This window comes from Sinanaerobacter sp. ZZT-01, from assembly GCF_035621135.1.
In the GTDB taxonomy this organism is placed as follows: Bacteria; Bacillota; Clostridia; order Peptostreptococcales; family Anaerovoracaceae; genus IOR16.
On the sequence record NZ_CP141728.1, the window covers coordinates 1,558,397 to 1,580,282 of the forward strand.

Here is a 21,886-nt window from a genome sequence, read left to right on the forward strand (position 1 = left end):
GGGTAAGAGAAGCGATGAGAGTAATAGTATGCGCAGATGCATATGCAGAGGCTTATTTCTCTGCGTTAAAGGGGTTGAATCATACCTTTGAGATTGCAGGCTTGATGGCAGAGAATACAGACGCAAATAGAAAATTTGCTGAACGCTGCCAAACACAGTTATACACTGATATAGATGCACTTCCAGACAAGATTGATCTTGGGATTATTGCCCGTGCCGTGCCATTCTCCTTAGGAGGGTGCAGCACGGTAGCGGAGCAGTTTATAGAGAGAGGGATACACGTTTACCAGGAGGAGCCGGTACAAAAGGATATTTTGATTCACTTAATGAAAAAAGCAAAAAAGAATAGCCTTTGTTATAGAGTCGGAAAACCATATCTGAGATTACCGGCAATGCAGGCTTTTTGCTCCTGTATGAAAAAAGTTTTAGAGGATAGAGCAGTTTACGAGATTGGAATTGATGCAGACTTAGGAATCTGTTATTCTATTATCTATTTATTGATGAACATACTGCCAAAGGCAAGAAGCCTGACTTCGTTAAACTTCAAGGAAGTATCCTCTGGCAGATATGTAGTATTTGGGGAAATGGGAGATATTCCGTTTCAGTTTCAGACAAATGCTTTAAGGCACTCTCCTTTTCCTGTCTTGCACCGTATCATAGTGAATACTGACAGGGGAAGCCTTTCCTTGAATGGATCACAGGGACCTATTTTTTGGGAAGAGGCGGTGAAAGTGCCGCTGGAGAACCTTTCTTTTCGGGAGAGCAGGCAGTATATTTCTTCATTTGTGCCCTCCTGTCAGCTGATATGGCAAAATCAAGCACACAGTATTGGGAAATTCGTTTTGCAGGAATGGCCCTCTGCCATCAGAGAGGAGTTGCTTCAAATGGAATTAGCAATGCAGATGAAGAGACAGGATGCAGTTTTGGCGCAGAAAGAAATTTTATGCGCAGGTAATTGGGAAGCGATTTTAGGAAATACATATTCAGAGCACTTTGAAGGACGAAGAGAAGCGGTAAAGCATGATTTGTGGAACCCGGCTGTTTTGAAATATTCAATTAATAAAAAGACAGATTTAACGGGTGAGGAGCTGATCTCTTATTGTGAATCCTTGGAATTTGATTTTTTGTCTCTTTGTGTTGAACAACGAGCGCAAACTCTTTTAGTTACAATGCTACATTTTCTACAGGAAAAAGGCTTATTTCTGTCAGCTGATACCAGCTATAGAGCAGAAGAGATTATTCAAAAGGTGGGTGTTGCTTCGGAGCATGAGCATGTATTGCTTCGTTGGATTGATGTTTTATCACAAAAGGGTTTTCTTACTTTTATAAACGGGAAATATTCGTATACGGCTAAAGTCACGGAAGAGCAAGTGAAAAGGGGATGGAAAGAAATGGCTTACTTATGGGATTATCGATTGAGTTCTCCGAAATCGACTGAGTATCTGCAAAATAATGTGCGTTCCTTATCTTCTTTAATGGATGGAAGTCAAAAGGCGACACTTTTGCTGTTTCCGGAAGGACGGTTGGATTTTGCAGACAGCCTTTATAAGGAAACCGTTATTCTACAGTATTGCAATCATATGATTGCAAGGACAGTTACGGATTATATAAAGAAGAAGGAAGAAGATAAAAGGGAAGGAAAACACAACCGTCTTAAAGTGCTTGAGATTGGTGCGGGAACCGGAGCAACTACAGATACCATTTTGTCTCACCTCTCACAAACACCTTATATTGACCGGGTTGAATATCTTTTTAGTGATGTTTCGTCCTTCTTTCTTCAGGCGGCACAGAAACGGTATGAAGTGAATCTGCCAGTTACCTACCAAATAATTGATATTAATAGTGACCTTGATGGACAGGGGCTCGAAAAGGATAGTATGGAGGTCATAGTTGCCGTCGGCGTATTAAATAATGCGAGAGAAACGAACCATGCCGTCGCCGCCTTATTAAAAATATTAAGAAAGGGAGGAATTCTTCTGATTGCGGAAACGGTAGCAGAGGTCTTAGATATTCTTGTATCGCAAGCATTTATGATGGAAAAGCCAGAGGATGTTAGAAAAGGGGAGAATAAAACATTTCTTTCGGCTGAAGTGTGGAGAAAAATTCTAAATGAACAGGGCAAACTCATTGGTGAATATCCTAAGGATGGACATCCGTTGAATCTGCTGGGTCAGAAATTGTTTGTGGTCGGTAAAAAGGAGAAAATATGCATTTAGAAGTAATTAAGTATACGAATAATTATGATAACACAATGGTATTCATCCATGGCGCAGATCACAGCACATAGTATTGGGACGTACATTTTCTGCCGTATTTCTATCAGCGCGGGTATAATGTGTATGCGGTAAGCGTATATACATTTGTGCCATAATTTGATGCTCGACCCTGATTGGAAAAAAGCGGCCGTAGAAATTGATTCGTTTTTAACGGAATTTTTTAGAACGGATGAGATGTTTAAAGGAAGAATAAGAGAAAACGGGTGCAATATAAAAATGAACGATTTGTTTTATAAAGAATCACAAAGCGTCTGCATAGAAGCAGGTATACATGTTTTTGCTCTTTCCATTGATGAAATTGATAGGAAGGGTTATGAAAGATTGCTGCAGAATGTCAGTCTTTGTCGCAGAGAGAAAGCTTTGAAATATAAGAATCTTACGGATTCGGTTCGAACCGTATGCGGCGAACTTCTGCTAAGGTATGGAATATCTCAAAAATATAAAAAATATATTTCCGTTGAAGCATTACATTTTCAGTTTACGGATTATGGAAAGCCCTATATTTCCGGAAGCAACAAGCTTTTCTTTAATATCTCACATTCCGGCAGATGGGTGGTGTGTGCAGTATCTGGATGCGAAATCGGAATTGACATCGAAAAAATAGACACATCTATTGATTTGAATTTAGCAGAACACTGTTTTCATAAAAAGGAAATAGGTTCAATCAATACAGAGACAGAGGATAAGTATGAGTTGTTTTTTCATTTTTGGACAGCAAAGGAAAGTTACATAAAATGCACTGGAAAAGGTCTGTTTGAACCGCTGAATCATTTTTGTATTTTCGAAGATTCCGTGGTGCATGATGGCCTTCCTATGTCGCATAAACTGTTTTTTTATAACGGCTTTCACGGCTACAGCATGAGTATATGCAGCAGCTGCAAAAGTGCTGCTTTCGAACGGATCAGCCTCGTTACAATAAATGATATTGTTCAAATGCTGGATAGAGGGTAAGCAGCAATTTCTTTTCATCGAGATTCCTGCTTCTGTAATCTGCGCAGCTGCATTGAGTATAAAACAAGAGTAAGGCAGAGGATTGACAAATAGGGTGTCCGGTGATAATATAGCGATAACTAAGTTATCTTGAATGGGAGGCTCTTATTTTGCCAGGAGATTTTGAACAGACACATGAAAACATTCTGAATAGCGGAAAGCAGAACTTTTTAGCCTATGGGTATGAACGGACGAATTTAAGAAAACTCTGTAAGGATGCCGGTATCACGACCGGGGCATTTTATCGGCATTTTTCTGATAAAGAAGCTCTGTTTACAGAACTTGTGGAGCCTACCGTACAAGGGATTAAAAATATTTATGCGGCTTCCGAAGAGGAGTGCTTTGAGTTCGTCGATAAAAATGCGCTGACACAGGCATTTCAGGTTTCTTATAAGGTAATTGAAGATTTTGTTCATTACATCTATGACTATTTTGATTGCTTCAAATTGCTTTTGATGTGTTCTGATGGCACAAAATACAGCAATTTTGTAGAAGAGATTGTACAGATTGAGGTAAGAGAGGCTGAGAAATTTTTTAAGCTTTTAAAACAAAATAAGGTTAAATTTCATGAACTGCACAGTGAAAAGTTTCATCTTTTGACACACTCCTATTACGCTTCTGTCTTTGAAGTTGTCATGCATGATTTTACAAGAAAGGAAGCTTTGGAATATGTCCATACGCTGGTGACATTTTACAATGCGGGGTGGAGGGCAGTTCTAGGTATTTAATTTCTATTTTAAAGTGAATTCGTTTTGCGCCTATGATAACTAAGTTAGCATCATTGGTTATTCTAGGCGCAAAATAAGAACATTCAGTTAGATTAATCTAACTGAATGAAGGAGGACTTATAATGTTAAATGAAGACATGCAATCGAAAAGCAGCATAAAAAAGTTGCTTATCTTTAGCGGGAGTGGGAAACGAAAATTATTTCTTTCTATTTTTTTGGCGACAGCTGGTGTTCTTTTTGGAATGCTGCCTTATCTTTGTGTGGCTGAGATCACAGCCTCATTTTATTACAAAACACAGTCTTTTTCCCTTATTTTATTTTGGTCTACTGTTGCTATTTGCGGATTAGTGCTTAAAATGCTGCTGACTACGATTTCATCTATGAAATCACACGAAGCTGCTTTCTCTATCATGAGAAATATTCGTCTGAAATTGATTCAAAAGATGGAACGTGTTCCAATGGGGGTCATGATTGACACGCCGACAGGGACATTTAAAGCAATGGTGATAGATGTTGTAGAAAAATTAGAGAAGCCGCTTGCACATATTTTACCGGAAATGACTTCTAATATTTTGGTTCCGGCATTTACTTTGATTTTTCTGTTTATTCTTGACTGGAGAATGGCGCTGGCTTCCCTTGCAACCATCCCAATAGGTTTTTTCATTTTTATGGGGCAAATGATTGGTTATAAAGAAAAGGCTGAACAGTATGCCAAGGCAAATGATTATGTGAACGGCATCGAAGTCATCAAGGCCTTTAATCAGTCTGCGTCGTCTTATGGGAAATTTACGAAAGCAGTACGTTATTTTCGGGATTTCACTCTCGGATGGTGGAGAAAATGCTGGTTCTTTTCATCGATAGGCAATACGGTAATTTCTTCGACTTTGCTTATCACCTTACCGATAGGCGCTTTTCTTTTTATGAATGAAAACCTTACCTTCGCTACTTTTATTACCTGTATTATTTTATCGCTAGGTATTGCGGGACCTATTTTAGAAGCGTCACAGTTTGTAGAGAACTTTTCCCTTGTATCTCAAAGTCTGAAACAGATTAGTGAATTTTTAGAAGAAGATGAGCTAGAAAGACCTTCTCAAAGAGTTGTTCTTAATGATTCTGCATTTGAATTTAAAGATGTCAGGTTTGGATATAGAGATACGGAGATTCTTCATCGCATCAATTTGCGGACCGTACCTCAAGGAGTTACTGCGATTGTTGGTCCCTCCGGAAGCGGAAAATCGACATTAGCTAAATTAATGGCTGGCTTCTGGGACGTTACAGAAGGGCGACTTTTATTTGGCGGCAAGGAAATACGAGAGATTCCGTTTGAGCAATTAATGGAGCAGATTAGCTATGTATCGCAGGATAATTTTCTATTTAATATCTCAATCAAGGAGAACATTCGTTTGGGTTTTCCTGGTTCCACAGATGAGGAAGTGTTTGCTGCGGCAAAGGCTGCCAATTGCCATGACTTTATTATGAAGCTTGAGCATGGATACGATACCAACGCCGGAGAAGCGGGGAAAAAGCTTTCAGGAGGGGAACGTCAGCGAATTACGATTGCCCGTGCGATGCTGAAAAAAGCAGATGTCATTATTCTTGATGAGGCGACTGCATATGCCGACCCGGAAAATGAGGCGATTGTACAGAAGGCGATCAATCGGCTGATAAATGGAAAAACCTTGATTGTAATTGCACATCGTCTTTCCACTATTAAAAATACACATAAAATTGTCGTAGTAGAAAATGGAGCTGTGATAGCCGAAGGAACACAAACAGAACTGTTACATACTTGTCCGTTATATCAACGCATGTGGCGTGAGCATATGGCCTCCGTCGAAGTAGCATAGGGGGAAGCGTTATGTTTAAAACGATACGGCAGATTTATAATTTATGCGGCAGCTACAAGTCCAGGCTGGTGGGTGGGGTTATTTGCAGCGTATTTCATGCCGTTTTTCACTCTCTTACAATTCTTGCTATTTTAAATATATTAATGAACATTGATGGATTAACGCCGGAAATCATTTGGAGAAGTGTCTGGATTCTTTTTGCCAGCGTCGTCGGTAGAAGCTTTTTCAAATATCTTATTAACATGACGATGAGTGCAAATGGCTACAATGTATTCTGTGAAAAACGTCTGGAAATTGGAGATAAATTAAAGTATGCGCCGATGGGATATTTTTCAGAACAAAATTTAGGGCGGATCAGCACGGCCTTAAGTACGTCTTTTGCCGAGCTGGAGGGGTTCGCGATGATGGCGGTTGATAATATGATTTCTGGTATTGTTCAGGCAGTGTGTGTCATGGTGTTCATGTTTTTCTTCAAGTGGGAAATCGGAGTCATTACTCTATGTGGTTTGGTTTTCTCTATGCTTGCTTTGAACCTTGTAAAGAAAAGAACAGCAGAGCAAGCGCCCAGGCGTGAAGCTGCACGAGAAAATATGATTTCAAGAACCATTGAATACATAAGAGGTATTACGGTTGTCAAAGCATTCGGCGGGCAGCCTGTTGATGATATGAAGAATGTGTTTAGTGAGAGTAGAGATGCCTATATTTCTATGGAAAAAAAGGTGATGATTCCGGTAAACCTTTATAAGGGGATATTAGAGGTGTCTAGTGGATTGATTGTGTTTGGAGCATCCTATTTCATGCTTGTTCACGAGCTGACATTTTCTGTCGGTATTATGTTTTTAATATCTGCATTTATGGTATATTCTCAGATGGAATATATGGGAAACGGTGCATTCCTGCTGCGTTTAATTGATCATGCATTGAATCATATGGATGAGATAATGAACATTCCGGTTATGTCTGAAGGCAATGTGGCGGAGAGTGAGGATTGGAGCATTGAACTTCGAAATGTAAGTTTTGGCTATGAGAAGCGTGATGTTATTAAGGATGTAAGTTTTAGGATTCCGCACAATTCGTCAATTGCCATTGTGGGGTATTCAGGTTCAGGGAAAACGACGCTATGCAATTTAATTGCACGGTTTTGGGATGTGGACTCGGGCGAAGTCTTGTTTGGCGGACGCAATGTGAAGGAGTATCCTTGTGATGAATTTCTTTCACATATTAGTATGGTTTTTCAGAATGTGTATCTTTTTAATGATACGGTGGCAAATAACATTCGATTTGGAAAAGCAGATGCATCTATGGATGAAATAGAAAATGCAGCAAAAAAAGCTTGCTGTTACGATTTTATCATGGGTTTTCCAGACGGATTTGATACCATAATCGGCGAAGGCGGTTCGACTCTCTCAGGAGGCGAAAAACAGCGTATTTCAATTGCAAGGGCCATTTTGAAGGATGCACCGGTTGTGATACTAGATGAGGCAACCTCAAGCGTCGATCCGGAAAATGAGCAAGTGCTGCTACAAGCAATCGGGGAGCTGACTAAAAATAAGACGCTTATATCCATTGCACATAGGATGACAACGGTTAGAAATGCCGATCAGATACTTGTCATGGATGATGGGAGAATTGTTCAAAAGGGAACACACAGCCAGCTGGTTTCACAGGAGGGAATTTATAAAAGATTTCTGATGGTCCGTGAACAGTCGATAGGATGGCAGCTTTCATTTCATTGATAGCACAGTTGTGCTTTAAATAAAAAATACGAATTAGGTACAAGGAGGGTTTCTAAAATGGAGAACACAGGAAGGCTTAAGGTAAAAGACCTAATAAATGTAGGCATTTACACAGCAATTTATTTAGTTATATTTTTTGTAGTAGGCATGCTCAATGCGATACCGGTATTTTATCCATTATTATATGTGATATGGCCGATCGTTTGTGGCATTCCGTTCATGTTGTTTTTAACGAAAACCCAAAAATTTGGAATGCTCAGCATTATGTCTGTAATTTTGGGAGTGTTTTGGTTTCTTACGGGGTATACTTGGATACCAATTTTAAGTTACCTCGTGTGTGGATTAATTGCTGATTTTGTATTAAAGTCAGGAGATTTTAAAAGCTTTAAAAAATCCGTCATAGGATACTGGATCTTCAGCTGCGGAATGATTGGTCTTCAGGCACCGATGTGGTTTATGGCGGATCGCTATATGGCGGATGTGCGAGCTTATATGGGAGATCAGTATGCACAACAGCTGGCGTATTATATGCCGCAGTGGATGGGATTTGCTTCAATTGCCATTATTTTTGTCGGCTCTCTGTTGGGAGCGCTGCTTGGAAGAAAAATGCTCAAAAAACACTTTGAAAGGGCGGGTATTGCTTAATGGGAAGCTATCTCATTTATCAACCTGAAAAAAGAAAAGGATTTTGGCTTGATCCTCGAACGAAAATTATATTTATGGCATTTGTAACAACACTACTGTTTTTTGTGCATGAAAATATAGCGATTGTATCGGCGCTTGCAGCCATTCCATTTCTTTTTTTAATCATCAACGAACAGAAGAAAACAGCATTTATTTATGGGGGGTTATTTGTCCTCGGTATTTTTTCACTTTATTTAAAAAATACAGTGGCGTTGCCACAGATTATCAATGCTGTTTTCGTGTTACTTATTGCGTTGGTATTGCGCTTGTTTCCAACTTTTATGTTAGGATATTACATTATTGAATCAACCAAAGTCAGTGAATTTGTAGCTGCGATGGAAATTTGGCATATACCGCAAAGCTTTGTCATTCCCATTGCAGTAGTATTCCGATTTGTCCCGACGCTTAAGGAAGAATCATCGGCCATTACCAACGCGATGCATATGAGGGAAATTCAATTTGGAACGAAAAAATTTTGGCGAAATCCTGCTGCTTTTTTGGAATATCGAGTGATACCTCTGATGATGTCTATTGTGAAGATTGGTGATGAATTGTCTGCGGCGGCTCTAACACGTGGATTAGGCAATCCGGAAAAAAGAAGCAATATAGCAGTAATTGGATTTACTGGATATGATGCATTAATAGGTGCTGTTTCCATTGGCTTGGTCGCTTGGTCTTTATTGTGAAGGAGGAAGAGTATGATACAATTCAAAGATGTTTCTTTTATTTATCACAGTACAGAGCGTGAGGATGGCGTACACCATTTGAATTTTTCGATTCCCTCTGGACAAGTTGTTGTATTGTGCGGTCAATCCGGCTGTGGGAAAACAACAGTTACGCGTTTAATCAATGGTCTTGTACCGGAATATTATGAGGGAACATTGCAGGGAGAAGTTCTACTAGACCGAAGAAGTATTTCCAAGACACCAATTTATCAGCTTTCTAGATGGGTTGGGTCAGTCTTTCAAAACCCAAGCTCACAGTTTTTTAATGTAGATACGACGGGAGAAATTGCTTTTGGGTGTGAAAATACAGGCATTTCCAAAAAAGAAATTTATCAGCGCATTGGAAAAGTTGCAACAGAATTAAATATATGGGATCTCTTAGGAAGGAGTTTGTTTGCTTTATCGGGCGGTGAAAAGCAAAAGATAGCCTGCGCATCCGTATCAGCTATGCTTCCGGAAATTCTAGTATTGGATGAACCATCCTCCAATCTAGATGTTTCAACAATTGGGGATTTAAAATATATGATTGCGCAATGGAAGAAACAGGGCAGGACTATAATTATTGCAGAACACAGACTGTACTATTTAATGGAGCTAGCGGATCGCATCATTTATATGAAGGGTGGAAAGATTGAGAGGGATATGACTACAGCAGAATTTAAGGCACTTCCGCTGGATAAACTACGCTCTATGGGATTGCGTTCTTTGCATCCCGTTGATTTCACAAAAGTTGAAAAAGCAAGCTTTGGAAAAGACAGGCTTACCTTGAAGAATTTCTCTTTTTACTACGGGAAGACACTGGCTACAAACATTCCTCTTCTTGAAATTCCAAGGGGCGCAATTGTTGGTGTGCTGGGCAATAATGGAGCCGGTAAAAGTACGTTTGCTAAATGCTTATGCGGTCTTGAGAAGTCGGCACGGGGTATTTTGGAGATGGAAGGGAAAATTTATTCATCCAAACAACGTATTCGAGCCGGCTATATGGTTATGCAGGATGTAAATCATCAGCTTTTTACAGAGAGTGTATTGGATGAAATTTTACTGAGCATGCCAGGCGAGAATGAATTAGAGGAAAAGAAGATTGCAGAGAAACTGTTGGAAAGCTTGAATCTGTCCCAATATACAAAGCTGCACCCTATGTCACTTTCAGGCGGGCAAAAACAGCGCGTTGCAATTGGCAGTGCGATTGTTTCTAATAAAGAGATTATAGTGTTTGATGAACCCACAAGCGGCCTTGATTATAAAAATATGCTGGAAGTCGCGCATAATCTAGAACAGCTGAGTGCATTGGGAAAAACCTTGCTTATTATTACCCATGATCCGGAATTGCTTGCTCAATGTTGTAATTACTTCATGTTTATTGATAATGGGCAGATCGCTTGGAGCGGGGGCTGGAACGAACAGAACGAGATATATATTTCGAAATTTTTTGCACCTGCAATTTAATTGCTGAAATACTATGAAAAAGGGGGACTTGACCCCCTCTTTTTTTATCCATTGTAATTATTTTGAGATTCTATTTTTTTGGACTTTTGAAGATTGAGGAAGGAATTCATTTAAGCTATGATGCTTTTGAATAATAGCAAGCAGCATAACTACAAAGTAAACCTTAACCATATTGCTTAGAATTTCTTCAATGATACGAGGGATCCATACAGCCGCGAATGGGAATGCCTTCCATGCAGTAAAGATGGTTTCGCGTAATACGATTGTGTTAAGAGTAGTCACAAGCAAACCGCTGCCAATCATAGCAATCAGTAGTTGTGGAATCTGCCCTTTTTTATTATCGCCAAGAAGTTTTTTCGTTATAAAAAAATCAGAGATTAACAAAAGAATACCTAAAGCAGCACTGCTGATTAGTCCAACTGTTACAAAATTGATATAAGTATCCAAATTGGCTGAGGGGTCTTTTGTGTTCATTGTTCTTGTAATGAGAAGCTTGCTGATCAGGTGCATTTTATCTGTGTCAATCTGCTCCTTTTGTACATGATTGTAAAAATCATGCCCGATACCGTCAGCAGATAAAAATGTAATGTTGCAAAGAGCGATAATAAGTAAGAGAATCGAGCATGCGGCAACTGCAATTCTCATCTTTTTGCTGTCTTTATCTCTTAGTACCATCCATAATGCACCTCTGATAAACCCACCTGCAGCCACGACCAGAGTCATAAGGGGAATATAGGTCCCGTTTGGTTTTAAAAGATAGCCTAAAAAATCAGAAAGTCCAGAGACAACAGCGCCATATACAGGACCGAATAGGATAGAGGGCATAATAGAAAATATCCCTGAGATCCCAATACTTATTCCGTTTTGTCCAAATATAGGTATGTAAAAAGAAGATGTTGTTTTTAAAATAAGTGAAAGACTCAGAAAAACTGCAGATATTGTGATGCGGTGTATATATAAAGATGATTTCTTCAATTTAAATTCTCCCTTCTTAATGGAAACATGATAAAAAGCGTGATTTTAAATTGATGTATTAAGTTGTGAACATAAAAACACCTCCTGTTATGCAGCGAGGCTGCATAACAGGAGGCAAAATAAATAATGACACTGCTTCTTCTTATGCAGCAGCGGGATGCGAACTTTGTACCGTAAGCCTATAATCGGCTTTTCGTCCTTCTGACAACTCCCCGTTCAGAAGGCACTGAAAATCTTTTGATTTACGCACAAAATCCTACTCTGCTCATGATTATAATATTTTCTTTATGGTAGCATCCTTTTTTTATATTGTCAAATTAAACGGCTTCCCTGTATACATTTCTAATTTCAATGAATCAGAAAAAAGATTTCATGATAATTAATGAACTTTTTTAGAATAATATAAAAAAAGAGAATGACTACCTAGTACAGCTATTTTTTCATTTTTATAGTTTTTTTGTTATAATATACAGTTCTTTTCATTTACGCTGATTACATGGTATAATGAAAAAATAAAATATACGATAGGCTATAATACAAAAAATTAATAAGAAAGGTAAAGTAAATGGATGGATGCTTTTATTTTTAAGCTACCGCAATGGGAAGGAAAAATTTTATTTACCTATGATGCAGTTTCTTTATTGATCTTGCTTGCATCTATGACAGTCGGGGTATTCATTTGCTTGTGGGGGTATAAATATTTCCAAACCTTATGTCTAATGCTTGCCGCTAGTGGGTTTGGGTATCTTGCTATTGGAGTATTTAACAAACTGCCTGATAATATGATTTTAAAAATGTTTTTTTTTGTGAGTGTTGTCTTTTTAGGAATATGTATAAGCTTCTTTGCATTTAAAATCCTGATACGATTGTTTGAAAAATTAGGGCTTATAATATTTTTGAGAAAAAACTTATATCTTTTTTCTACCGTGATCGGAGCAACTGTGATCGGGAGTGTTGTCTATTATCATATTTTTAAAGATGTCTTAACTGCATGCCTCCTATTTGCCACATTTTGCGGCATAGGAATTGTACATCAAAGAAAACGTAAAAACACGCAAATCCATTTTAAGACTTATGACCAGCTGAGACAGATGAAATACCCAGACGAGCGGTAAGGAGGATTGATGATTTATGTTGGAAGTTCATAGAAGAGAACTAAAATATCTGATTTCCTTAACGGAAGCTGCAAATTTGAAAGCAAAACTAGGACAGCTGATGAAACCGGACCCCAATAATAAAGAAGATGGGTACTTAGTGCGTTCTTTGTATTTTGATACTTTATATGATTCGGATTTTGAAGATAAGGTGCAGGGTTATGACAACCGACAGAAAATTAGATTGAGAATTTATAACGTAAACGCTGATTTTGCAAAACTGGAGCTAAAAGAAAAAAGTGGGATTCATCAAAGAAAACGTTCCCTTACCGTATCAAGAACTGAAGCGGAGCAGATGTCACGCAGTGATTATTCATTCCTAGGTAATCGAGCAGAACCTTTTGCAAAATGGCTATATGCATTTATGCTAAGCAGAAATTACAAGCCCAAATGTGTTGTTGAGTATAATCGGCAAGCATATTATGTAGAGCAAAATGATATAAGAGTGACGATTGATGCTAATTTAAGAGCGACGGAGGCCAGCTTTGCACTTTTTCAACCCAATTTGATCACCTATCCTGTAAATAAACCAGGAGAGATCACATTAGAAGTAAAGTATAATAACTTTTTATTTACTTATATTAAAATTATACTCGGGCATATCGGGCGTACGCAGATTTCAAATAGTAAATATTGCAGGGCACGTATGGTTATGAAGAAAGGGAGGTGGTAATTTTGAAAGAATTCTTATACAATAATTTAATTGCAAACTCGGGTAACCTGACAATACCAGATGTAATCATCAACTTTTTGGCTGCTTGTGTCATCTGTGTTTTGATTTATATTTCTTATAAGATGTCACATTCCGGGCCGGTATACAGCGGAAGGTTTAATGTATCCATTATTATGATCACGTTAGTTACGACACTGGTGATGAATGTAATTGGAAATAATATTGCATTATCTTTAGGGATGGTGGGTGCACTTTCGATTGTTCGGTTTCGTACAGCGATAAAAGATACAAGAGATACGGCATATCTTTTTTGGGGAGTTGCAGTCGGGATCTGCTGTGGTGTGTCAGATTATTTAGTAGCTGGAATTGGTTCTGTTATTATCTTTATGTTCCTAGTGGTGTTTGGGCATATTCATAACAATGAAAGAATCATGGCTATTATTAAATTAGATAACCAAGCAATGGATGAGGTGGAAAAGAAAATAAATCTATTGTTTGGAGGAAGGGCTGTTTTACGAGTACAAAATACGCTTGTACAGGAGCAGTCAAGTGAGAGCATCTATGAACTCTCTGATAAATTATTGAGTGATGCTGAAAAAAAATATGGTTCTGTCATCAAGAATCTATCCAATATTGCAGGTGTGAAATCGATCAGCCTGGTGCGCCAAGATGATGAGATCAGCCAATAATTTTTATATCGCTTATAAGGGCAGTAGGAGAAAAGCAAATGACTCGAAAAAAACGACTCTATATTATATTGGGAATCAATATTTTATGTCTGTTGCTGCTGTTCTTTCTGCGCACGGGACAGAATCTGCTGAACTTAGCATCAGATGCAGTTAGTACACATACTTATTTTACACTTCCGGCGAACGAAGATGAAAGTGACCCCTTGCAATATATTTCAGAAGATTTTACAGTAGAAGACGGTTTCTATTCTAATTTGCCCATAGTTATTTTAAATCTGGACGGAGAAATTACAAATTATAAATCTTTTAGGAATGAAGAGGAGATTGTAGATGAATCGGTGGAAGAATGGACAACCGGATCGATTCAAATACTCAAGGCAGAGACAGGCTATACGCATTTGAGTGATACACCACAGAACCAGAGTAAAATTGAGATTAAAAAGCGCGGACATACCTCCTTTTCATTTGATAAATCACAATATAGGATTAACCTGATTCATACTGATGGCACGGAAAACTCATTGGATATACTAGGTATGGGAAGTGAAAACAGCTGGATTTTAAATGGAAGTATGGCAGATAAGAGCATGCTGCGGAATTATTTGGGCTATCGGATTGCTTCGGAGATCATGGAATCCAGTCCGGATAGCCAATATTGTGAGGTTATTTTTAAAGAAGATGGAACCTACCGTTATCAGGGGCTTTATCTTTTGCAGGAGTCCGTTTCCCGCAGTCCGGATCGAGTCAATATTGATTCGTACAAACCTAAAAATGTATATAGCAGTTATATCATTCGGAGAGACCGCTTTACTAATTTTGATATCATGCTTGAGACATATGGTCGTGTGAACCAAATATCCCCGCAGTGGATTGGTTTAAAATATCCATCGGATGAAAAAATAACAGATGAGACAAAAAAATTCATTGAAAATGATTTTTCTAAAATAGAAAAAATTATTTATTCAGATAAGAAGCCAATCTTTAAAACTTACAGCAGATACATTGACATAGATTCATTCGTAGATTATTTTCTAGTAAATGAATTTTTTGGAAATTACGATGCGGGAGAACATTCTACCTATATGTATAAAAATTCGGGGGAACGTCTCCAAATTGGTCCAGTATGGGATTTTGACCAAGCGATGAATAACTATTATCAAACGGAAATGGATCCTGAGACATTAGCATTTTATGAAAAACCACTATTTGACCACTTGTGCAAAGATAAAAGATTTATCAATTTGCTGAAAAAAAGATATGCAAAACTACGTAAGAGTAGTTTTAGTGAAGCTCACGTAATCAGTGTTATCGATGAGACGACTTCTTATTTATCTTCAGCAAGACGGCGAGAATGGTATCGGTGGGCTGCTGATTATGAAGATGATTCTTTTCTCAATCCGCATAATTATTATCTTCAGGATTTTATAAAAGACAATGTGATTATTAATCGCTTTAATGACTCCTATAATCAAGAAATTTATAATATAAAAACATATCTCAGAAAGCACGGAAAAATTATGCAGGTGGAATTAAGCAAGCTTTACAGGTTGACGGAGACAGACAGCTCGATCAAGGATGAGAAAGAACTGATTTTAGTAGTGGTTCTGCTGCTGTTTTTTGTACCGGCTATTCTGATTAATAGGAAAAAATAAAGGAGGCAAAAGATTGGAAACGATTGTAAGGCCTGAGGAAGTCGCGGAACGGCATTATTTTTTGGAATCGCTGTATCATATACATGCTATTTGGGGAATTCGAATTGCACTCATTATTATTGCAATCACAGCCGTTATGATTTATATAAAGTATTCTCGAAAAAAATAAAAGAAATGGAGAATCAAAGTGCTTTTTTCAAGTATTGTATTTTTATTTTACTTTTTTCCTGTTGTCTTTGTCCTATATTATGTTTTTTCTTTTTCAAGAAGATTACAAAATATTTGGCTATTAATCAGCAGCCTGGTATTTTATGCTTGGGGTGAGCCGGTTTATGTCTTTTTGATGCTCGCGTCGATCTTATTTAATTCGCTTATGGGATATCTTGTAGAACGGCGGACAAAAGCCTGGCTGAAACACTTATTACTTGTAGTTGCGGTGACGGGAAATTTATCTGTACTTTTTGTTTTTAAATATCTTCAATTTATACTTGATATGATAATGCCTGCATCCTTCAAAGGCTTCTCATTTGACCTTCCGTTGCCGATTGGCATTTCTTTTTTTACTTTTCAAGCATTGTCTTACGTCGTTGATGTATACCGAGGCACAACCCGCTCAGAGAACCCTTTTTATGTAGGACTATATATTTCTTTTTTCCCGCAACTGATTGCCGGTCCGATTATTCAGTATAATTCAATTGCAGAACAGATAAGAAACCGTAAATCATCCATCGATAAAATTTCTTTAGGTATTTGCCGATTTACTACAGGACTTGGAAAAAAAGTGCTCTTATCGAATTGCGTTGCAAGCATTGCAGATAACGTATTTCAATGGTCAGCAATTGGAACGGATAAGATGACAGTTCCTGTCATGTTAGCTTGGCTTGGCAGCATTGCTTATACTTTACAGATTTATTTTGATTTTTCTGCCTACTCTGATATGGCGATTGGATTAGGTTTATGCTTTGGTTTTAAGTTTAAAGAAAATTTTAATTATCCGTATATTGCTGTTTCTGTTTCTGATTTTTGGAGGCGGTGGCACATTTCGTTGACCTCGTGGTTTCGAGAATACGTTTACTTTCCATTGGGGGGAAATAAAGTAAGAAATCAAGATAAAATGGTTCGCAACATTTTTATTGTATGGCTTTTGACTGGAATTTGGCATGGTGCAAATTGGACGTTTATCTTCTGGGGTTTATATTATTTTATTTTTCAGCTGGCGGAGCGTTTTTTTGAATATCCAAGCAAAATAAAAAATAATTTTTTAAAGCATTTCTATACTTTAATGGTAGTAAGTGTAGGCTGGGTGGTGTTTCGAGCAGATGATTTATATCAAGCAGGGCGTTTCTTTATGAATATGCTGGGATTAAATCATAATGGATTTTACAGTGAGCTTGCAGTGATGCTTATTCATGAAAATTGGGTATTTCTATTGATGGCGGTCATTTTTTGTATGCCGATTGCAAGAAACATGAACCAAATATTGTATCAAGATGAGAACAGTAGAAAAGTTCACATTATATTTACCTTTTTTTATCCGCTTGTGCTGCTTAGCATTTTAATTGTCAGCGTATGTTATCTTGCCAGCGGAACTTATAATCCTTTTATATATTTTAACTTTTGATGAAAAGGTGCTGTTATGAGATTATACATGATAAAAAAACGGATTTTCGCAGTGGTATTTTTAGTTGTGATACTAACTTTTTCGCTATTAAATTTTGTCAATAGTATGGAGGAGCTAAGAGATATACTTGAACCGGTGAAGTGGTCTGATTATGAGGCTGTCTTAAATGTACCGGATGCTCTTGATATCGCAATGACAGAAAGTCTTTATAAACGCATGAATTTTATTGAAGGATATGCATACGTTCAAACTTTACTTGATAAAAGAGAGTTCAATAATTTCAGCTATATTAAAGATGAAGAAGGGTTTCTTCATTATGCTTCCTTCTTTCGAGAAGAAGAGGATGATTTTTTTGAATATGCATTTCGAATGAAGCGATTACAAGATTATGTTTCTAAGAATGGAACAAAAGTTCTCTTTGTGGTGGCACCCGGCAAATATATTGAAGGAAGTACAAAGTTGAGAACTGGCATGCCGATTAATGATCCGAATGGAGTTGTAGATGAGACCTTGCTTTATATGAATCGTCTGGGGGTAGAAACGTTAGATCTAAGGGAGGTTCTTCCAAACAAAGACCTTTCTTACGAGGCAACTTTTTTCCATACAGACCATCACTGGACCATTCCGGCAGCTTTTTATGCAACAAAAACACTTGTGGAAACATTAAAAGAACGATTTGGTGAAGACTTGGATCCGACCGGATTTTATACGGATATTAACAATTATACAAGTGTGATCTATCGAAATGGTATGCTGGGCTCAATGGGAAGAAGAACCGGTGCAAATTTTTGCGGACTAGAAGACTTTGAAGCCTTATGGCCTAATTTTAAAGGGCGTTATTACCGCGAATCACTTCGAGAGAAGGGTTACACCGTAAAGCTCAGGGGTGACTTTTCAGAAACTGTGATGGATGTTGATATCTTAAAGGATAATAAAGATATTTACTCTGATTCGCAGTATTCGGTCTATTTAAATGGACTGAGTCCGTACGATTATTTGGAAAATTTAGATCGCAAAGAAGGAAGCAAGATATTTATGATAAGAGACTCTTATTTTTCTCCGGTCATGTCTTTTTTGATACCGATGTGCAAGTCCATTGATGCGATATGGTCTTTGGAAGACATGGGAGAGCTTGACATTGAAACGTATGTAAAAGAAAATTCTTTTGATTATATTATAATGGAAATTTACCCATACAATATCAGCGAGCAGGCGTTTAACTTTTTTAAAGAGAGGTGAAAAGATGACCTCAAATGCAATAAAAAGCCGGGAGACAACAATGTTTAATAGATTTTTAAATCATTGGAAAAGGAATATTTGGTTCGTTGCGACTATATTTTTTAATATTATGTACCTTTTCTGGAGAGTTTTTTTTACGATTCCGTTTGGTTATGGGGCCGTGTCTGTCGCGGCAGGATTTGCTCTTTTAACTGTAGAAGTATTAGGTATGGTAGAAGCTTTTATCCATTATGTAAATATGTGCTCCGATGAAGTTTATCCGCTTCCTACCGTACCGTATGAGAGCTTTCCTCATATCGATATTTTCGTACCTACGTACAGCGAGGGAACAGAACTTCTTTATAAAACATTGAATGCATGCAATTACTTGAAATATCCCGATAGAAGTAAAGTACACATTTACTTGTGTGATGATAACCGAAGACCTGAGATGCGAAAGCTTGCAGAAAAAATGGGAGTCAACTATTTGGATCGTCCGGATAATCAAGGTGCAAAGGCAGGGAACCTCAACAATGCTTTGAAGCATTCGAAATCACCTTATATTGTAACCATTGATGCTGACATGATATTGAAGAGTGACTTCTTGTTAAAAACAGTGCCTTATATGGTTGACTGCGATCGAAAGAATGAGGGACGGCCGGAAGAGGAAAAAATAAAATTGGGATTTATTCAAACACCGCAGAGTTTCTATAATCCGGACTTATTTCAGTTTAATCTTTTTTCTGAGGGACGAATTCCAAATGAACAGGATTATTTTTACAGAGACATTCAGGTGGCCCGTACGAAGACGAACAGTGTCATTTACGGAGGATCCAATACTTTAATCCGCAGAGAGGCGTTAGAAGCGGTTGGCGGATTTTATACGGAAGCAATTACAGAAGATTTTGCTACTGGTATTTTAATACAGAGAAAACAGTATGTCAGCCTCGGAATTGGTGAACCGATGGCATCGGGCCTATCCGCAAATGATTTACAAGGATTGGTGCAGCAAAGAGTGAGGTGGGCGCGTGGTGTTATTGCGACGGGAAGAAAGATGCATATTTTTACAACCCCAGATTTGTCCTTTTCTCAAAAGATGAATTATTGGGCGTCGATTTGGTATTGGTATGCACCTGTAAAAAGACTGATTTATATTATGTCACCGATACTATATGCCGTTTTTGGATTTATGGTATTTAAATGCACTTTACCCCAGATTCTCATGTTCTGGTTACCGATGTACCTATCCAGCAACATTAATCTGCGCATGTTCAGTAACAATATACGTAATACAAAATGGACTGGGATTTATGAGACCGTGATGTTTCCTTTTTTACTTCTACCTGTACTTGCAGAATCCTTTGGGATTACATTGAAAAAGTTTAAGGTGACAAAAAAAGAACGCTACAAGAGCAGAACAAATGAAAATCTTATCTATGGGATCCCTTTTTCTATTTTAATTACTTTATCAATATTTGGTATTTTTCGTTGTATTACAATCATGTTTGACAGCGGTTCCTTTGGACCGATTGTTGTCTTATTTTGGTTGTTGAACAATCTGTTTTTCTTGATTATGGCGCTATTCTTTGTATTTGGAAGAGTTCCTTATCGAAAAGCAGAGCGAGTGAGCGTAAAACTTCCGTGTACGATAAGTGACGAGTTAGAAACAGTAGAGGGAGTAACAAAAGATATTTCAGAAAACGGTGTGGCTATTATTTTAAAAGAACCATATTATTTTCAAGAAGAAACTTTGTTAAGCGTTGAAATAAAAACGGAGGACTACTGTGCAAAGTTAAAAACGAAAGTCGTGTATGTATCAAGTGTAGATTCGGAGCATTGGAGCTATTCGATGAAAATCATAGATCACTGCGGATATTATGATGATTTATTAGGAATTTTATATGATCGAATTCCAACTTTACCGAAAGAAATCAAAAAAGATAGCGGAAGCTTTGAGGATTTAAAACTAAATTCTAAAACAAGAATACTTCCTCTATCTTATCAGAAACGTCAGTATCCCAGAGTCGAGGTATATGCTCCCGCTGTATGCTTAGAATTAGAGAACCGACTGGTTCAAATATATGATTTTAATTATGCGTATCTGACTTTAAGAGAAGAGAGCATTCCAAATTCTATCACATTAGAAATTTCTGAGAGCCTGCAATTAAAATGTAAATTTGTGAGTACGGTACGAAATATATATAAGCTATACAGTATTGAGAATATACAGGAAATTTGGGGAGATGGAGATAATCGAGTTTTGCTTTTAGATTGGCTGAGGTCTGCAAAAAATGCGGCAGATACCTTCTATCTTTCAATGGATCAAGAACAGAAAAAAACAGCAGATGAATTTAATGAAATGGATTTAGTATGATTTAAGAAAAGGAGACGTAAATGAAAAAATCAAAAATAATAATTCTGCTGATCCTTATATTTTGTATTGCAGGGGGTATTTGGTATTACTGGAAATGGGGCGAGGATTTGAGATTTGCAAAAAAATTAGGAGCAGGGATTAATATAGGAAATTCTCTGGATGCAACCGGTTTAAGAAACTATAATCCAAACGCTTCTGAGTTAGACTATGAGACGTTTTGGAATGATGAACCGATTACGAGGCAAATGTTACGAACCATTGCTGCTGCGGGATTTCAAACGGTTCGTATTCCCATAACCTGGGAGGATCACCTAGATGCAGAGGGAATGATTGCAGAAGAGTGGATGAATCGCGTGGAAACGGTTGTACAATATGCCTTGGATGAAGGCTTGTATGTTATTATTAATCTCCACCATGAAATGTGGCTGGATTTAAAAGCGGGAAAAGAAGAGGAAATTTCTCGATTGTTTCAAACAGTATGGATGCAGGTCGCAGAACGATTTGCTTCTTATGAGGAACACTTAATTTTTGAATCCATGAATGAACCAAGGTTAAGAGATAGTATCCATGAATGGGATGAAGGGACTGCCGAGCTTAGAGATATGGTAAACCATTTGAACCGTATTTTTGTAGATACAGTTCGTGGAAGCAGGGGAAAGAATAAGAAAAGATATCTCATGATTTCTCCCTATGCAAGCAATCATGAGGAAAAAGCATTGCAGGATTTAGAAATTCCGGGTTCGCATATAATCGTTTCCGTACATACCTATATTCCTTATGACTTTTGCCAAAATGAGGAGGGGACGAAAGAATGGAATAAAGAAGATGCAGAAAGCCGACAAAAAATCCTAACGGTCTTAGAGAACATTGATCGGTATTTTCTGCAAAGAGGAGTTCCGGTATCTTTCACGGAATTTGGATGTAAGAATAAAGACAATTTAAAAGCAAGAAAAGAATGGACCGATTTTTTTGTGAAAGAAGCAAAGAAACATGGAATTCCTTATGTTTGGTGGGATGATGGCGGTGACTATGCGTTGCTGGATCGTAGTAAGAATAATTGGATTTGGCCGGAATTGGTTGAAATTCTAACCAAATAAA

Annotated in this window: 18 protein-coding genes and 1 riboswitch; of the genes, 17 read left to right on the forward strand and 1 reads right to left on the reverse strand. The window is 37.7% G+C overall.

Annotated features, from left to right (window positions below; all coding sequences use genetic code 11):
- Positions 1–14: 14 nt before the first annotated feature.
- The 8 genes from U5921_RS07430 (at position 15) to U5921_RS07465 (ending at position 10,432) form a co-directional block, all read left to right on the forward strand.
- Positions 15–2,216, forward strand: coding sequence for a bifunctional Gfo/Idh/MocA family oxidoreductase/class I SAM-dependent methyltransferase (locus U5921_RS07430; RefSeq protein WP_324825836.1), 2,202 nt, complete (start codon positions 15–17; stop codon positions 2,214–2,216).
- A gap of 144 nt (positions 2,217–2,360) precedes the next feature.
- On the forward strand, positions 2,361–3,227 hold the full coding sequence (locus U5921_RS07435) for a 4'-phosphopantetheinyl transferase family protein (RefSeq protein ID WP_324825837.1): 867 nt from the start codon (positions 2,361–2,363) through the stop codon (positions 3,225–3,227).
- 149 nt (positions 3,228–3,376) lie between these two features.
- Positions 3,377–3,994: a TetR/AcrR family transcriptional regulator gene (locus U5921_RS07440; protein WP_324825838.1), complete on the forward strand. Its 618-nt coding sequence runs from the start codon at positions 3,377–3,379 to the stop codon at positions 3,992–3,994.
- 137 nt (positions 3,995–4,131) lie between these two features.
- On the forward strand, positions 4,132–5,841 hold the full coding sequence (locus U5921_RS07445) for an ABC transporter ATP-binding protein (RefSeq protein WP_324825967.1): 1,710 nt from the start codon (positions 4,132–4,134) through the stop codon (positions 5,839–5,841).
- An 11-nt stretch (positions 5,842–5,852) separates the two neighbouring features.
- Complete coding sequence (locus U5921_RS07450; protein WP_324825839.1) at positions 5,853–7,577, forward strand: ABC transporter ATP-binding protein; 1,725 nt, start codon at positions 5,853–5,855, stop codon at positions 7,575–7,577.
- Between the two features lie 57 nt (positions 7,578–7,634).
- Entirely contained in the window at positions 7,635–8,222 is a 588-nt protein-coding gene (locus tag U5921_RS07455; RefSeq protein WP_324825840.1) for an MptD family putative ECF transporter S component, read from the forward strand.
- Positions 8,222–8,947 carry an energy-coupling factor transporter transmembrane component T gene (locus tag U5921_RS07460; RefSeq protein WP_324825841.1) on the forward strand — a complete coding sequence of 242 codons (726 nt, stop codon included), beginning with the start codon at positions 8,222–8,224 and terminating at the stop codon, positions 8,945–8,947. The genes U5921_RS07455 and U5921_RS07460 overlap by 1 nt, the downstream gene beginning before the upstream one ends.
- A 12-nt stretch (positions 8,948–8,959) precedes the next feature.
- Entirely contained in the window at positions 8,960–10,432 is a 1,473-nt protein-coding gene (locus U5921_RS07465; RefSeq protein ID WP_324825842.1) for an energy-coupling factor ABC transporter ATP-binding protein, read from the forward strand.
- Positions 10,433–10,489: 57 nt separating this feature from the next.
- Here U5921_RS07465 and U5921_RS07470 read toward each other — a convergent pair whose 3' ends face one another.
- A complete protein-coding gene (locus tag U5921_RS07470) occupies positions 10,490–11,407 on the reverse strand; it encodes an ECF transporter S component (protein ID WP_324825843.1) in 918 nt (305 codons plus the stop codon).
- 148 nt (positions 11,408–11,555) lie between these two features.
- A riboswitch (THF riboswitch) is annotated at positions 11,556–11,673 on the reverse strand.
- 303 nt (positions 11,674–11,976) lie between these two features.
- Between U5921_RS07470 and U5921_RS07475 the strand changes: the two genes are divergently transcribed.
- The 9 genes from U5921_RS07475 to U5921_RS07515 are packed head-to-tail and all read left to right on the forward strand — an operon-like array spanning position 11,977 to position 21,885.
- Positions 11,977–12,522 carry a hypothetical protein gene (locus U5921_RS07475; RefSeq protein WP_324825844.1) on the forward strand — a complete coding sequence of 182 codons (546 nt, stop codon included), beginning with the start codon at positions 11,977–11,979 and terminating at the stop codon, positions 12,520–12,522.
- A gap of 16 nt (positions 12,523–12,538) precedes the next feature.
- Positions 12,539–13,234, forward strand: a complete 696-nt coding sequence (locus U5921_RS07480) for a polyphosphate polymerase domain-containing protein (RefSeq protein WP_324825845.1) — start codon at positions 12,539–12,541, stop codon at positions 13,232–13,234.
- The gene (locus U5921_RS07485) at positions 13,228–13,923 is read left to right on the forward strand and encodes a DUF4956 domain-containing protein (protein WP_324825846.1); all 696 of its coding nucleotides are present in this window, start codon (positions 13,228–13,230) and stop codon (positions 13,921–13,923) included. The genes U5921_RS07480 and U5921_RS07485 overlap by 7 nt, the downstream gene beginning before the upstream one ends.
- 38 nt (positions 13,924–13,961) lie before the next feature.
- The gene (locus tag U5921_RS07490) at positions 13,962–15,575 is read left to right on the forward strand and encodes a CotH kinase family protein (RefSeq protein WP_324825847.1); all 1,614 of its coding nucleotides are present in this window, start codon (positions 13,962–13,964) and stop codon (positions 15,573–15,575) included.
- Positions 15,576–15,588: 13 nt separating this feature from the next.
- The gene (locus U5921_RS07495) at positions 15,589–15,744 is read left to right on the forward strand and encodes a hypothetical protein (protein ID WP_324825848.1); all 156 of its coding nucleotides are present in this window, start codon (positions 15,589–15,591) and stop codon (positions 15,742–15,744) included.
- Between the two features lie 18 nt (positions 15,745–15,762).
- Entirely contained in the window at positions 15,763–17,196 is a 1,434-nt protein-coding gene (locus U5921_RS07500; protein ID WP_324825849.1) for an MBOAT family protein, read from the forward strand.
- 27 nt (positions 17,197–17,223) lie between these two features.
- A complete protein-coding gene (locus U5921_RS07505; RefSeq protein WP_324825850.1) occupies positions 17,224–18,435 on the forward strand; it encodes an alginate O-acetyltransferase AlgX-related protein in 1,212 nt (403 codons plus the stop codon).
- Positions 18,436–18,475: 40 nt separating this feature from the next.
- The gene (locus U5921_RS07510; protein WP_324825851.1) at positions 18,476–20,788 is read left to right on the forward strand and encodes a glycosyltransferase; all 2,313 of its coding nucleotides are present in this window, start codon (positions 18,476–18,478) and stop codon (positions 20,786–20,788) included.
- A 20-nt stretch (positions 20,789–20,808) separates the two neighbouring features.
- Positions 20,809–21,885, forward strand: coding sequence for a glycoside hydrolase family 5 protein (locus U5921_RS07515; protein WP_324825852.1), 1,077 nt, complete (start codon positions 20,809–20,811; stop codon positions 21,883–21,885).
- Position 21,886: the final 1 nt, after the last annotated feature.